The following is a 14,313-nucleotide window of genomic DNA, read 5'->3' as shown; positions in this document are numbered from 1 at the left end:
GGTTTAGGCATCATTGATAGCCGTAGCACAAGGTAGTTTGGGAAACTAAGCGCTAGGAGCACGTTACCCTATATAAAAAAGCCCCAGTCTTGCGACTGGGGCTTTAAAGTTATTTAGCTAACAATAAGAATTACTTCTTAGCGTTACGCTCTTTAACTTCTGCGATTACTTGCTCAGCAACGTTTGCTGGACATGGTGCGTATTGACCGAACTCCATAGAGAACTGACCACGACCAGAAGTGATAGTACGTAGGTGACCAATGTAACCAAACATTTCTGATAGAGGAACGTCTGCTTTAATACGAACGCCTGTAGTACCAGCTTGTTGGTCTTTGATCATACCACGACGACGGTTAAGGTCACCGATTACGTCACCAACGTTGTCTTCTGGAGTGAATACGTCAACCTTCATGATTGGCTCAAGAAGTTGTGCACCCGCTTTAGGCATAGACTGACGGAATGCGCCTTTAGCAGCGATTTCGTAAGCGATTGCTGAAGAGTCAACTGCGTGGAAACCACCGTCGAACAGTTCAACTTCTACGTCTAGAGTAGGGAAGCCAGCTAGAACACCAGTGTCCATCATAGACGCGAAGCCTTTCTCTACTGCAGGCCAGAATTCTTTAGGTACGTTACCACCAACAACTGTTGATTTGAACGTGAAGCCTGAGTTTGCTTCACCTGGCTTGATACGGTAATCGATCTTACCGAACTGACCAGAACCACCAGACTGCTTCTTGTGCGTGTAGCTATCTTCAACTGCTTGAGTGATAGTTTCACGGTAAGCTACCTGTGGAGCACCTACTTCTAGCTCAACGCCGTAAGTACGCTTAAGGATATCTACCTTGATGTCTAGGTGAAGTTCACCCATACCTTTCAGGATAGTTTCGCCTGAGTCTTCGTCAGTCTCAACTTGGAATGATGGATCTTCTGCAACCATCTTACCAATCGCGATACCCATTTTCTCAGTAGAACCTTTGTCTTTCGGAGAAACAGCGATAGAGATTACTGGTTCTGGGAAGATCATAGCTTCTAGAGTACATTCGTGCTTAGGATCACATAGAGTGTGACCAGTTTGAACGTTCTTCATACCTACGATAGCGATGATGTCACCAGCTTGAGCTTCAGTTAGCTCGTTACGCTCATCTGCTTGCATCTCACACATACGGCCGATACGCTCTGTTTTACCAGTCGCTGCGTTCAGAATTGTGTCACCTTTCTTCAGGCGGCCAGAATAGATACGTACGAATGTTAGGGCACCAAAACGGTCATCCATGATCTTGAATGCTAGCGCTTTTAGTGGCTCGTCTTCAGATACAGTAGCAACTTCGCCAGTTGGCTCACCAGTTTCTGGATCTGTTAGAGGCTGAGGATCAACTTCGTTTGGAGCTGGTAGGTAATCTACAACAGCGTCAAGGATAAGTTGCATGCCTTTGTTCTTGAATGCAGAACCACAGAACGTTGGGAAGAACGCTAGGTCACGTGTACCTTTACGGATACAAGCTTTTAGCTGCTCGATAGTTGGCTCTTCGCCTTCCATGTAAGCTTCCATTAGCTCGTCGTCTTGCTCTACAGCAGTCTCAACTAGCTCTTCACGGTACTGTTCTAGGTCATCAAGCATGTCGGCTGGAACATCTTGAATTTCGTAGTTTTCTGGTAGACCAGTTTCGTCCCAAACGTAAGCTTTACGGTTTAGTACGTCTACAACACCAACGAAATCGTCTTCACGACCGATTGGCAGAGTCATAACTAGTGGGTTAGCGCCTAGTACGTTCTTCACTTGGTCAACAACGTTGAAGAAGTCTGCACCCATACGGTCTAGTTTGTTTACGAAGATCAGACGAGCAACTTCTGAATCGTTCGCGTAGCGCCAGTTTGTTTCTGACTGAGGCTCAACACCACCAGAACCACAGAATACACCGATACCACCGTCAAGTACTTTAAGTGAACGGTATACTTCAACTGTGAAGTCAACGTGTCCCGGAGTATCGATAACGTTTAGGCGGTGGCCATTCCACTCACACGTTACCGCTGCTGATTGGATTGTAATACCGCGCTCAGCTTCCTGTTCCATGAAGTCAGTTGTAGACTCACCGTCGTGTACTTCACCAGTTTTGTGGATTTTACCAGTAAGCTTAAGAATACGCTCAGTGGTGGTAGTTTTACCCGCATCAACGTGCGCGAAAATACCAATGTTTCTGTACTTTGATAAATCTGCCATTGTCTTACTCTGTTTATAAGGTATAAATTGCGCGCAGAGTATATCACAATCTGTCAAGACTGATACCCTTGCGTGCGCTGTATGTAAAAAAAACTTGTCTCACCAATATTAGCAGTTAATTCACCAACTAAATGGTAAATTTGCTGGTATTGATTAAGCTTTCTCAGAATAAAAATGCTGCTCATTCGGTAACAAGCAGCACCTCATATTTTGCTATTGTCCTTAGCTTAGCGAGGACAAATCTCCGACTCTGGGAAGAAAAACTCGATTTCACGAGCTGCTGATTCCGGACTGTCTGAACCGTGTACTGAATTATAGCGCATGCTCACTGCGTAATCAGCACGAATCGTTCCGCATGCCGCTTCTTCAGGGTTGGTTTTACCCATTAGTTCACGATAACGAGCAATCGCATCTTCGCCTTCAAGCACCTGAACCATAATCGGGCCAGATGTCATAAACTCTTTTAGAGCAGGGAAAAACGGTTTGCCTTCATGCTCAGCATAAAAACCACACGCCTGCTCTTCGGTTAGACGAACCATTTTAGCTGCAATGATCTGTAGACCTGCTTTTTCAATGCGGTGATAAATTTCACCAATGAGATTGCGTTCTACTGCATCGGGCTTAACGATAGAAAAAGTTCTTTCAAGAGCCATAAGGTATCCTTTCGTTTTATCTTTGTTTTAATAGAAGAGGCTCTGCGGCCTCTTAATGTTATTTGCTCGCTTGCTGCATGAGCAAAGCAGCCAAACTACGTACGCCTACGCCTGTTGCACCTGCGGCCCACTTATCTGTTGCCGCTTTACGATACGTTGCAGCGCAGTCGAAATGTAACCAACCTTTCTTGTAATCTTGCACAAAATAAGACAGGAATGCCGCCGCTGTGCTAGCACCTGGTGAGTAGTCTCCACTACAGATGTTTGACAGGTCAGCAAAGTTAGATGGCAACATGCTTCGGTGAAACTCTGCAAGCGGCAGTGGCCACAAACCTTCGTTCTCTTCACGAGCGGCTATGAGTGCCTGATGAGACAGTTCGTCATCAAAGCTCATTAGCGCATGGTAATCATTACCCAAAGCGTTTTTCGCAGCTCCAGTTAGGGTTGCGCAGTCAATGATCAGTTGTGGGTTCTGTTCACTCGCGTAGATTAGTCCATCCGCAAGCACAAGGCGACCTTCAGCATCAGTATTCATGATCTCAACAGTCTTACCGTTTTTGTAAGTGATGATATCGCCAAGTTTAAGCGCACGACCAGAGATCATGTTCTCTGCACAACAAAGAATGAGTTTTACACGTTTGTTTAGGCCACGCATGATGGCTAAGCCTAAAGCACCTGTGATGGTACCAGAACCGCCCATATCCGCTTTCATCGCAGTCATAAAACCCGATGGTTTGATACTATAACCGCCTGAATCAAACGTAATCCCTTTACCAACTAAACAAGCAAATACAGGGGCGTTTTCATCACCTGTTGGGTTAAAGTCAAGTTGAAGCATTGCAGAGGTTCGTTCAGAACCGCGTCCGACCGCATAAATACCTTGCCAACCTTCCGCTAGCAGATCTTTATCTTTTACGATACGAGCCGTGACTGTACCTTCTGGAGCAACAGATTTAATAAACTCAGCAGCCATAGTCGCTAACTGACGAGGCGCCACTTCTTCCGCAGTCTTGTTGATAATATCACGCGTAAAATCGGTCGCTTTGATACGCGCTTCTAGCTCTACTTTATCCGCCTGTGCAAGTTCTTGCCATGCAAGCTGGTTAATTTTTTTAGGGCCGCGGTAACCTTGGTGAAACGTCCAAACGTTTTCCAAGTTCCAACCTTCACCAGCGAGAGTTAAAGACGCCACGCCTTGAGCATCAAGTTTACGAGCCGCCTTTTGAATCGTGCCAAGATCGTCTTCTTCAACGAGGTGGATAGTCGCACCGTGATCAGAAAATGAAACGATCGCGTTAGCTCCCCATTGAGGGGCTGCAGCTTCTTGGCTTAGAAATACTGACATCTGTCTAGACATGGTTTCTCCTTGTCTTTACTGGCGTTGTCTACGCCTTCTTCTATTTACCACTGGATGTTAACACTTTAATGTGAAATTGATAAAAAAACGGACCATAAGGTCCGCTTTTTTTAGTAAATTTTGTTAACTGAAAGGGGTTTACCGCTAGGGTTAATCCATTTCATCCATCCAACATAGGATCACAGCTTCCAGTATCTTCTCATTCGAACGGTTTGGTTCATCATCAAAGTCATCAAGTTCCATGATCCACTGGTGCAAATCCGTAAAACGAACGGTTTTAGGATCTGTATCAGGAAACTTATCACATAACTCAATAGCAATATCGCGAGAATCTGTCCATTTCATTACTTACCTTCCTTACTATAGCGTTACGATGGGTGGTCGGGTTGAGACGATTAATGGTCTTCCGATGCGTGGTTTAGTGTGTATTTAGGAATCTCAACAACTAAATCTTCATCAGTGACTTTTGCCTGACAACCTAAGCGCGACTCAGGCTCAAGCCCCCATGCTTTATCTAGCATGTCGTCTTCAAGCTCATCACTCTCTTCTAAAGAGTCAAAACCTTCACGAATAACAATATGACATGTAGTACAAGCACATGATTTTTCACACGCATGTTCAATACCGATGCCGTTTTTTAGCGCAACATCAAGGACCGTTTCACCTGTCTTGGCTTCTAAAACCGCACCCTCTGGGCACAAATCTTCATGCGGTAATACGATAATCTTAGGCATAACTCTATCTCTTAAATATCATCTACTGATTGACCTGACAGTGCAGCTCGAATCGATTTATCCATACGGCGAGAAGCGAAGTCTTGGCTCGCCTTGTCAGTATCTTTGATACCTTGTTCTATTGCATCAGCACTGTCGCTATTTCGTAGCTCAATGAGTGTCTCAATCGCTTGAAGCAGTACTTGTCGTTCTTGCTCAGAAAGGAGTTCATCACCATCCGCCTGCATTGCAACAATCAAACCTTCAATCACGCGGTCAGCTTCAACACGCTGCTCTGCTAAAGCACGAGCCTGCATGTCTTCTTTCGCATAAGTCATTGAGTCTCGTAGCATGGTGGCGACTTCATCATCACTCAATCCATAAGAGGGTTTCACTTGGATTTCCGACTGAACACCGGTGCTTTTCTCCATGGCGGTAACCGAGAGTAAGCCATCTGCATCAACTTGGTAGGTAACACGAATATGCGCAGCACCTGCTGCCATTGGCGGAATACCTTTCAAAGAGAAACGTGCAAGTGAACGACAATCATCGACCATTTCGCGCTCACCTTGTACAACATGAACACTCATAGCAGTTTGACCATCTTTGAAGGTCGTAAACTCTTGTGCTCGTGCAACAGGAATGGTGGTATTACGTGGAACAATTTTCTCAACCAATCCACCCATTGTTTCAATGCCTAACGATAGTGGAATAACATCCAGCAATAGCATTTCTGAATCAGGTTTGTTACCCGCGAGAATGTCCGCTTGAATACCAGCACCAATCGCTACAACTTCATCAGGGTTAATGCTTGTCAATGGCGAACGACCAAAGAACTCACCCACCATTTCACGAACCAGCAATGCGCGAGTAGATCCGCCAACCATCACCACTTCCAGAACATCATCGCTATCGACTTCTGCATCCTTTAATGCACGACGGCATGACATCAGCGTTTTCTTAACTAACGGCTGAATCAGAGCTTCAAATTCTTGACGACTAACCGTCCCAGTCCACCCCAGCACTTCAACATCAACACTTTCTCGTGCAGAGAAATCGATCTTTGCTTGAGTTGCTACGTTTAACACAATACGGTTGTGCTCGGCAGATAAAGGGGTCGTCAAACCTGCTTTTTCGATGAGGTAGTCAGCAAACAAGTGGTCAAAGTCATCACCGCCCAGCGCAGAATCGCCACCAGTAGCAAGAACCTCAAAGACACCTTTTGACAGGCGCAGAATGGAGATATCAAATGTACCACCACCAAGGTCATAAACGGCAATCACGCCTTCCTGACCAGAATCAAGACCGTAAGCAATCGCAGCAGCAGTTGGCTCATTGAGTAAGCGCAGAACATGTAACCCCGCTAGCTTAGCCGCGTCTTTGGTACCCGCTCTCTGAGCATCATCAAAGTAGGCTGGAACAGTAATAACCACACCCGCAAGCTCGCCACCTAATGTTTGCTCAGCTCGCTGACCTAAGGTTCTTAGAATGTCAGCAGAAACTTCTATTGGATTTTTGTCGCCGCTCGCGGTTTGAATGATAGGTAAACCACTGTCACTCGCTTTAAACTGGTACGGAGAACTTGGGTAACGATTTTTAATATCTTCTAGAGAGCGACCCAGTAAGCGTTTTACGGAGATGATAGTGTTTACAGGGTCCACTTCTGCTTTCGCTTTAGCTGCATAACCCACTTGAGGTGTATCTCCAGAATAGTTCACTACCGAAGGTAAGATACTCTGGCCATGTTCATCTTTTAATGTTGCAGCATCACCACTACGCACAGAAGCAACTAGCGAGTTAGTCGTACCTAAGTCGATACCAGCTGCCAGTTTATGCTCATGGGGTGCCGAGCTTTGACCCGGTTCTGCAATTTGAAGTAGTGCCATGGGTGGTCCTTTTTTTCACTAGCCGAGGAGTTTGTCTTCCACTAGTCCTATTTCGTTTTGAAGTTTGGCAATAAATTTTAACTTTCGGACTCGGTCAGCCGCTTGCTGCCAGTCTGAGTCATTAAGCTCCTGCTCTACAGCTGTAAGCTGCTGCTTAAACATTTTGCTCACTTTAGATTCAAAGTCGAACAGAGCTTCTTCAGGATCCGAGCTTACTGAAATCTCTTCAAGTTCCTCACGCAATTCCATTTGTTCCATAAGAAACATAGGATCTTGCAGTGTTTGTTGTTCACCTCGAATCTCAACACCATTCTCCGCCAACAAGTACTCAGCGCGTGAGATTGGCCTTTTTAGCACTTGGTACGCATCGTTAATTTCAGCCGCTTTTTGTACCGCCATGAGACGATCTCGTTCTGAAGCAGTGGCAAAATTATCGGGATGGAACTGTTTTTGAAGTTCACGGAACTGTGAAGAAAGAAGGCTACCATCCAGTTGAAACTGACTTGGTAGCCCAAATAATTCAAAGTAATTCATGGAGAGTTCGGTCCTTGGCAATAACCCTGTGGACCTGAACGCCCACAGGGACTATCAATTAAACGTTGAAGCTTTCACCACAACCGCATTCGCTTTTCGCATTTGGGTTATTAAATTCAAACCCTTCATTCAAGCCTTCTTTAACGTAATCCAATTCAGTGCCATCTAAATACACTAGGCTTTTTTGATCGATTATCACTTTTACGCCGTCGTGCTCAAAGACTGAATCTTCTTCGTTAAGCTCATCAACAAACTCCAGTACATACGCCATTCCAGAACAGCCTGTCGTCTTCACACCCAAGCGTAAACCAATGCCTTTGCCTCGGTTTTCTAAGAATGTTTTAACGCGACTCGCCGCGGTTTCTGTCATTGTGATGGCCATACTGCACCCTAGTTTGTCTATATTGCGAATGGAATAGGAGGATGAACCTCCTATTATATACCGATTACTTATTGTTGGTGTTTTTTCTTGTAGTCAGCTACCGCTGCTTTAATTGCGTCTTCCGCTAGGATTGAGCAGTGTACTTTCACCGGTGGAAGTTCTAGCTCTTCTGCAATTTCAGCATTTTTAATCGCCGCAGCTTCATCAATGCTCTTACCTTTAACCCACTCAGTAACCAGTGAGCTAGATGCAATCGCACTACCACAACCGTATGTTTTAAACTTCGCATCTTCAATAATACCTTCAGGTGTTACTTTGATTTGAAGCTTCATTACGTCGCCACACGCAGGAGCACCAACCATGCCGCTACCTACCGATGGGTCTTCTTTGTCAAATGAACCAACGTTACGTGGGTTCTCGTAGTGATCAATTACTTTTTCGCTGTATGCCATGATAATTTACCTCGAATCCTCTATCTATTTCCTGGGAATAACCTGCGATTAGTGGTGTGCCCACTCAACCGTATCTAGGTCAATTCCTTCCTTGTACATATCCCATAGAGGAGACATGTCGCGCAGTTTAATCACTGCAGTACGAATCTGTTCAATTGCGTAGTCAATTTCTTCTTCTGTCGTAAAACGACCAAATGAGAAACGAACTGAACTGTGTGCTAACTCATCGTTCAGGCCAAGAGCACGTAGTACATATGATGGCTCTAGGCTTGCTGATGTACATGCGCTGCCAGAAGAAACCGCTAGGTCTTTTAGCGACATAAGCAGTGACTCGCCTTCAACGAATGCGAAACTCACATTTAGGTTATGCGGTACACGTTGCTCTAAGTCACCGTTAACCGTTACAGCTTCAAGATCTTTAACGCCATCAAGTAGACGATTACGTAGCGCTAGTGCATGGTCAAAATCTTTCTGCATGTCTTCTTTAGCGACGCGGAACGCTTCACCCATACCAACGATTTGGTGAGTAGGAAGTGTGCCTGAACGGAAACCACGCTCATGACCACCGCCGTGCATTTGAGCTTCCAAACGAATGCGAGGTTTACGGCGTACGTATAGAGCACCAATGCCTTTAGGACCGTAAGCCTTGTGTGCTGACAAAGAAATTAGGTCAATCTTCATTTCTTGAACGTCGATTGGTAGTTTGCCAGCAGACTGTGCAGCATCTACATGGAAAATGATCTTACGCTCACGGCATAGTTCACCGATTGATGAGATATCCTGGATAACGCCGATTTCGTTGTTAACGTGCATGATTGAAACTAGAACAGTGTCATCACGCATCGCAGCTTCAAGCTTCTTAAGATCGATCAGACCATTTGATTCTGGCTCAAGGTAAGTCACCTCAAAACCTTCACGCTCAAGTTGACGACATGGATCTAGAACTGCTTTGTGCTCTGTTTTACAAGTAATTACGTGCTTGCCTTTCTTCGAGTAGAAGTGAGCTGCACCTTTAATTGCAAGGTTGTCTGACTCAGTCGCACCCGAAGTGAATACGATTTCACGTGGATCTGCGTTTAGTAGATCTGCAATTTGCTCACGAGCAGTATCTACTGCTTCTTCTGCCTGCCAGCCGTAGCGGTGTGAACGTGACGCTGGGTTGCCAAACGTACCGTCCATAGTCATGTACTGAACCATTTTTTCAGCTACACGAGGATCAACAGGACAGGTCGCTGAATAATCTAGATAAATAGGAAGTTTCATTCTCTACTCCAATGTAACAGGCAAACCGCTTAAGAGCGGACGTTAACACCGATGGGCGCGGTGCTTGTATTTTTATTAGCAAACCCATGATTAACGGCAAGATCGATATCTTGTCGATCTGAAATTTCTAAGACTTCGTTATCTTTCATCAACTCACCAAGAGTGATGTTATTCAAGAAGTCACTAATGCGTGAACTTAAATCGCGCCATAAGGTGTGGGTCAGACAGCGTGAGCCGCCTTGGCAATCCCCTTTACCATTACATTTAGTAGCATCGACTGATTCGTCCACTGCTGCGATTACTGTACCAATCGCAATCGAGTATGCGTCTTCACCTAAGCGGTAACCACCACCTGGTCCACGAACACTCGCAACTAAACCAGCTTTACGTAACTTAGAGAAAAGCTGCTCTAGATAAGATAATGAAATACCCTGACGCTCTGAAATATCAGCCAGAGGTACTGGGTTTTGCTGTGAGTGCAGAGCCACATCTAACATGGCTGTCACTGCGTATCTTCCTTTAGATGTAAGTCTCATATAACACCATATCCACACCGTTTATGTGGTAAGAATTTTGTCATACCCGACTAAAATGGTCAAGTATTTAATTGACTATTTTAGTCAGGTATTTAACCATCTTAAATATGGGGTTATAAATCACTTGGAGATATGCTTTTCGATCGCAGTCAACACACCACGAAGGATATTTAATTCTTGCGCTTCAGGCCTTGCTCGGTTGAACAAACGACGCAGTTTGTTCATCACCTTACCTGGCTGTGCTTCACTGATAAACTGGGTATCCTTTACCACTTTTTCAAGGTGTGCAAAAAACAATTCCAACTCTTTGTGTCTTGGGTACTCTAACTCTTCTTGCTTGGCGAACTGACTTTGCTCATGCTCTAAATACGCCATACGTATTTCATAGCTTAACGTCTGAACTGCCATTGCTAAGTTGAGTGAACTGTATTCAGGGTTGGCGGGAATACACACGTGATAATGACAAGTTTGAAGTTCATCATTTGTCAGCCCTGTACGTTCGCGACCAAATACCAGCGCAACCGGCGAGTTTTGACCTTCAGAGACAAATTTTTCACCGCATTCTCTAGGTTCAAGCATCGGCCACTCTAACGTGCGCGAACGTGCGCTAGAACCGACAACTAATGCACAATCAGCAACCGCTTCATTTAAGTCATCTACAATTGTGGCATTTTGTGCAATATCGGCTGCCCCTGCGGCCAAAGCAATAGCCTGTTCATCAACGCGACACTGAGGATCAACGAGAACCAGATTCGATAAGCCCATAACCTTCATTGCACGAGCAGCTGAACCGATGTTGCCAGAGTGAGATGTCCCAACGAGGACAACTTTTACGTTGTTGAGCATTAATGATTTCCAAGAGTAAAATTCGAGCCGCAAGATAGTACCATATACCTGAGTAAAATGGTCAGACCCTTTTCGCGATTAAAACTGAAAGTACAAAAACTAACCACTTCCATTTGGCTATTTATCTGGTATACTGCCGCCCGTTTTTCTGTTCTTTAACATCCGTTGGGAAATTAGTATGCATCCAATGCTTAATATCGCTATTCGTGCTGCACGAAAAGCTGGCAATCATATTGCTAAATCTTTAGAAAATGTTGAGAAGATCGAATCTACTCAAAAAGGCACGAATGACTTTGTTACTAACGTAGACAAAGAAGCGGAAACTATAATCATCGATACAATCAAGGCTTCGTACCCTGATCACAGTATCGTTGCTGAAGAAAATGGCGTCATCGAAGGTAAAGACCAAGACGTTCAATGGATCATCGACCCACTGGATGGCACAACCAACTTTGTAAAAGGTTTACCTCATTTTTCTGTATCTATCGCTGTTCGCATTAAAGGCAAAACAGAAGTAGCGTGTGTATACGACCCAATGCTAAACGAACTATTCACCGCTCAACGTGGTGCTGGTGCTCAGCTAAACAACGCTCGTATCCGTGTTAAGCAACTTAAAGACCTTCAAGGCACAGTTCTGGCAACTGGTTTCCCGTACAAACAGAAGCAACACTCTGAATCTTACCTAAAGATCATGTCTGCTCTATTCGTAGACTGCGCTGACTTCCGTCGCACTGGTTCTGCTGCTCTAGACCTATGTTACCTAGCTGCTGGCCGCGTTGATGGCTTCTTTGAGCTTGGCCTAAAGCCATGGGACATCGCTGCGGGTGAATTGATTGCTCGCGAAGCTGGCGCTATCGTTACTGACTTTGCTGGCGGTACTGACTACATGAAATCTGGTAACGTAGTTGCGTCAAGCGCGCGCGGCATTAAAGGCATGCTTAAACACATCCGTGAAAACGGCAATGAAGCAATCCTGAAGTAATTATCTGTACAGCTGATATTTTAAAAACCACTCAATAGAGTGGTTTTTTTATGCCTGTAATAACCTGTAGGCAATAGACTAAAAAGCCCTAAGAACTATCTTAATTATCAATAACAATTAAACAGATAACATTATTGCGTTCAGAACTCACCGATAATCACGCAAATTCATTGATTAAGTTAGTTCAGCAATTATGAAAAGAAGGAGCTTACTAAAAGCATTTCCGCTTACCTTACTTCCCTCTTCACTGCTACAAGGGTGCAATCCTCTGGAGGAACAAGGTAAACGAGCGGCCGATCGTTACATCGAGATTGGCGACCCTCCCTTCAAGAAAACCAACGCATTTTCTCTCCTGTCAGGTAGTCAAATCCCCAACGATACTGTCAACCTCGTCGTGATGGGAGACTCTGGCGTCGCCAATGACGAACAAAAACAAGTTAGCGACATAATAGCCAACTATCACCAGCAATATCCCGTAGATGCGATCATACATACCGGAGATATTATCTACCCCGATGGACTAAGCTCTCCCGATGATACGTTAGGTTATAGCCACTTTGAAGATTATTACCTACGTCCAGAGCTAATGAAAGCCGACTCTCAGCCAGTACCAATATACGCGGTTTTAGGCAACCACGACCATTATGGTGACGCTGATGCAATGATCGAATTTTCCAAGCAACATAGCCAGATACTTCAGCTTCCGTCTCGCTATTACAAAGTAAACACCAAACATGTTGGCATAAGCGGGGTAGAAACTGAAATCTTCTTTCTAGATAGCTACCCGATGACAAAAAACCGCACTCGGTATGAGCAAATTGCCTGGCTAGACCAACAACTCAATACATCAACTGCAGAGAGAAAAATCATTGTCACTCATCACCCTTTACGGGTCTATGGCTACTACCACGATAACACCTACCTGAAAGATACGATTGAAGTATTAGCCGAACAATATGGTGTCTGCGTCTGCCTGGCAGGACACGATCACCAATTACAAATCCAAACCGGCAGTAATGGAATCACCTACTTAGTATCAGGAGGCGGCGGTGCAGCACTGAGATCTTCAGGAGTTGGCAGCGACAGCATTTTCTCAGCAGCTCAACATGGCGCTATCGCGATTCAGATTTCATCAAGTCATATCCGTTATATCCCACTAATCGAATTCAACTCGGAGTATCCAGACTATGAATACTACCGCCAATAAAGTGCTATTGATGGTGATGCTATTGTCTCCGGTTAGCAGTGCTGCCGGACAAATGACAACAATAGACAACTGGTTCGATAACTTCGACGTTCGAGGCTTGCTATCAAAGCAGTCGTTAAGCAGCAACGAAATCCCTTTTCAGGTCAAAGCCAGAATCGACTCTAGCAGTTGGTACGGTCTATACGCCTCAACAATGCTAGCCCATGAGCTGACATTTGTTGATTCAAATAAATTCAATTTGCTACAACTACATGCCCAGATTGGATTCAAATACCAAAACGACTTCAGCAATGCTGGTTTACGTGTAGGGATCTATTCCGGCCGAGAGTATATGTTCCTAAAATCCGGAACCCGACTTAGAACAGAGGACGTTGGGATTTCAGGAGCAATCTTCGGTGAGATAAAAGTCTCAGACAAGCTATGGCTTCATAGCAGCATTGAGCCAGAAAGTTGGTTAGATGGTCTGAACGCCGATCTTATAACCAGTCTGCAATACCAGTTACTCAACACCTTAAGGCTTGGAGGTGTCATTAGTGTCGAACTACGTGATATGAAGTTCTCAGACTATCAGTATGGCGCAGGGGTGAGTCTCAATTACCAGTTTTAAAGTAAGCGTTCACCAGTACCGTGTTGACTAAGTGTTTAGGTAAAAACTCGTGTGTTTAAGATCGAGCACATTTGGGTACGGCTGCTGACGAACAACAGCATTGACTATGCGTGAAAGCGTATCAAGTGACGATATCTTTCGCTTTTTACAAGTTTCGATTAGCGAGTGTAGGCGGTCTCGGAACTTGTCGCCTGCATCCGAGGTAGTGCCGTAGCTGATTTTTCTTTGAATAACAAAGCCACGAAGCCGGCGTTCAGCTTCATTGTTGGTCAATGGTATTTTGGGGTTAGTTAAGAACAACCACAAGCTTGGGCTATGCTCATCCAGTTTTTTGCAGCGACCTTGATAGCGTTGAATTGGTATTTGCTTGCTCCCTTTATTGAGCCAGTAATTAAAACGCTGTCTTATTCGACTTAATCTGTTTAGGTACAGGCTATATTTTATCGTTTCGGACTCCCAACGATGTCGCGTTCGAAAGACCAATTTGCTCAGCATAACAAGTCGTTGGCCTATTTTAGCTGTATGTCCTTTACCTGTGTAATCCGCAATCTGTTGTAGGTTTCGGATCACGTGTGACCAACATAGCTGATGTTTATTTGGTGATATCCAGTTGTAACCACCATATTGGTCACTGACGACAACCCCAGAATAATTGGCGCCCAAAACCGCTTTAGCTG

16 protein-coding genes are annotated in these 14,313 nt (G+C 44.8%); 3 read left to right on the top strand and 13 right to left on the bottom strand.

All coding sequences use genetic code 11. The features are described 5' to 3' along the window. Positions 1–130: 130 nt before the first annotated feature. From fusA to trmJ, 12 genes are all read right to left on the bottom strand, one after another. On the bottom strand, positions 131–2,218 hold the full coding sequence (gene fusA, locus DA100_RS00820; protein WP_138970408.1) for an elongation factor G: 2,088 nt from the start codon (positions 2,216–2,218) through the stop codon (positions 131–133). Between the two features lie 227 nt (positions 2,219–2,445). After that, complete coding sequence (gene ndk / locus DA100_RS00815; protein WP_138970407.1) at positions 2,446–2,871, bottom strand: nucleoside-diphosphate kinase; 426 nt, start codon at positions 2,869–2,871, stop codon at positions 2,446–2,448. A 58-nt stretch (positions 2,872–2,929) separates the two neighbouring features. Then, on the bottom strand, positions 2,930–4,228 hold the full coding sequence (gene pepB, locus DA100_RS00810) for an aminopeptidase PepB (protein ID WP_138970406.1): 1,299 nt from the start codon (positions 4,226–4,228) through the stop codon (positions 2,930–2,932). A gap of 150 nt (positions 4,229–4,378) precedes the next feature. After that, entirely contained in the window at positions 4,379–4,573 is a 195-nt protein-coding gene (iscX, locus tag DA100_RS00805) for a Fe-S cluster assembly protein IscX (RefSeq protein ID WP_138970405.1), read from the bottom strand. Between the two features lie 50 nt (positions 4,574–4,623). Then, positions 4,624–4,962, bottom strand: a complete 339-nt coding sequence (gene fdx / locus DA100_RS00800) for an ISC system 2Fe-2S type ferredoxin (protein WP_138970404.1) — start codon at positions 4,960–4,962, stop codon at positions 4,624–4,626. Positions 4,963–4,973: 11 nt separating this feature from the next. Next, positions 4,974–6,827, bottom strand: coding sequence for a Fe-S protein assembly chaperone HscA (gene hscA, locus DA100_RS00795; RefSeq protein ID WP_138970403.1), 1,854 nt, complete (start codon positions 6,825–6,827; stop codon positions 4,974–4,976). An 18-nt stretch (positions 6,828–6,845) separates the two neighbouring features. After that, positions 6,846–7,361, bottom strand: a complete 516-nt coding sequence (gene hscB / locus DA100_RS00790; RefSeq protein ID WP_138970402.1) for a co-chaperone HscB — start codon at positions 7,359–7,361, stop codon at positions 6,846–6,848. A gap of 58 nt (positions 7,362–7,419) precedes the next feature. Further along, a complete protein-coding gene (iscA, locus tag DA100_RS00785) occupies positions 7,420–7,743 on the bottom strand; it encodes an iron-sulfur cluster assembly protein IscA (protein ID WP_038139847.1) in 324 nt (107 codons plus the stop codon). 68 nt (positions 7,744–7,811) lie between these two features. After that, positions 7,812–8,195, bottom strand: coding sequence for a Fe-S cluster assembly scaffold IscU (gene iscU, locus DA100_RS00780; RefSeq protein ID WP_138970401.1), 384 nt, complete (start codon positions 8,193–8,195; stop codon positions 7,812–7,814). Between the two features lie 48 nt (positions 8,196–8,243). Then, positions 8,244–9,458: an IscS subfamily cysteine desulfurase gene (locus tag DA100_RS00775; protein ID WP_138970400.1), complete on the bottom strand. Its 1,215-nt coding sequence runs from the start codon at positions 9,456–9,458 to the stop codon at positions 8,244–8,246. 29 nt (positions 9,459–9,487) lie between these two features. Then, the gene (gene iscR / locus DA100_RS00770) at positions 9,488–9,994 is read right to left on the bottom strand and encodes a Fe-S cluster assembly transcriptional regulator IscR (RefSeq protein ID WP_040896212.1); all 507 of its coding nucleotides are present in this window, start codon (positions 9,992–9,994) and stop codon (positions 9,488–9,490) included. Between the two features lie 120 nt (positions 9,995–10,114). Further along, a complete protein-coding gene (trmJ, locus tag DA100_RS00765) occupies positions 10,115–10,840 on the bottom strand; it encodes a tRNA (cytosine(32)/uridine(32)-2'-O)-methyltransferase TrmJ (RefSeq protein ID WP_138970399.1) in 726 nt (241 codons plus the stop codon). A gap of 178 nt (positions 10,841–11,018) precedes the next feature. Here trmJ and suhB point away from each other — a divergent pair, with 178 nt between their 5' ends. The 3 genes from suhB to DA100_RS00750 all read left to right on the top strand — a co-directional run bounded on the left by suhB (position 11,019) and on the right by DA100_RS00750 (position 13,636). Beyond that, positions 11,019–11,822, top strand: a complete 804-nt coding sequence (gene suhB, locus DA100_RS00760) for an inositol-1-monophosphatase (protein ID WP_138970398.1) — start codon at positions 11,019–11,021, stop codon at positions 11,820–11,822. Between the two features lie 193 nt (positions 11,823–12,015). Further along, a complete protein-coding gene (locus DA100_RS00755; RefSeq protein ID WP_138970397.1) occupies positions 12,016–13,029 on the top strand; it encodes a metallophosphoesterase in 1,014 nt (337 codons plus the stop codon). Further along, positions 13,010–13,636 (top strand): hypothetical protein, encoded by a 627-nt coding sequence (locus DA100_RS00750; RefSeq protein WP_138970396.1) that lies wholly within the window; start codon positions 13,010–13,012, stop codon positions 13,634–13,636. Before DA100_RS00755 ends, DA100_RS00750 begins: the two co-directional genes overlap by 20 nt. Before the next feature lie 27 nt (positions 13,637–13,663). Here DA100_RS00750 and DA100_RS00745 read toward each other — a convergent pair. Next, positions 13,664–14,313 (bottom strand): transposase (locus DA100_RS00745; RefSeq protein ID WP_138970395.1); only part of this gene is annotated, 650 nt, incomplete at its 5' end.

The organism is Vibrio sp. Hep-1b-8 (assembly GCF_006124995.1).
Classification (GTDB): Bacteria; Pseudomonadota; Gammaproteobacteria; order Enterobacterales; family Vibrionaceae; genus Vibrio.
Note: the sequence above shows the minus strand (reverse complement) of the source record. Positions and strands in the feature narration are given on the sequence as shown.